At 32.4% G+C, this 408-nt stretch carries 1 protein-coding gene; it reads right to left on the bottom strand.

What is annotated here, in order from left to right; translation table 11 throughout:
- Positions 1 to 63: 63 nt before the first annotated feature.
- Positions 64 to 408: transposase (locus FC81_RS03690; protein ID WP_162254812.1), on the bottom strand; the 345-nt coding region annotated here is incomplete at its 5' end.

The raw sequence follows: 408 nt of genomic DNA, 5'->3' as shown, positions 1-408 counted from the left end.
GGGTCAAAGTCAAATCGTATTGATGGAGATCTTGGCATCACCTTTGGGTGGTGTTTTTTTGTATTATTGATGAATTAACTGGATACGAATAAACAGGTGATCCATTCTGCTAAAACCATAACAGCCACGTTTAAGTTCTTTTATTTTACGAATAATACCTTCTAAAGGTCCGTTTGAATAACTTAGAGTACAGGCATTATAAATTCCTTGCCAATTCTTTTTGAGAGTTGTAATAACTGTATCCATTTCGGTGTTATTCTTTTTATATGAATTAATTAGCGAACGTAGTCCATTTGTATCACCTTCCTTAACTGCATGTAGGATTATTTGATAGCTTTGATAAATAGCTTTAAATCTTGGATAGTTATCATTGATATGATTAATAATTGCTTGGTCTGTAATGTACTC

The organism is Liquorilactobacillus capillatus DSM 19910, from assembly GCF_001434915.1.
GTDB lineage: Bacteria > Bacillota > Bacilli > Lactobacillales > Lactobacillaceae > Liquorilactobacillus > Liquorilactobacillus capillatus.
The sequence above is the reverse complement of the archived record's forward strand: the minus strand, read 5'-3'. Positions and strand labels throughout refer to the sequence as shown.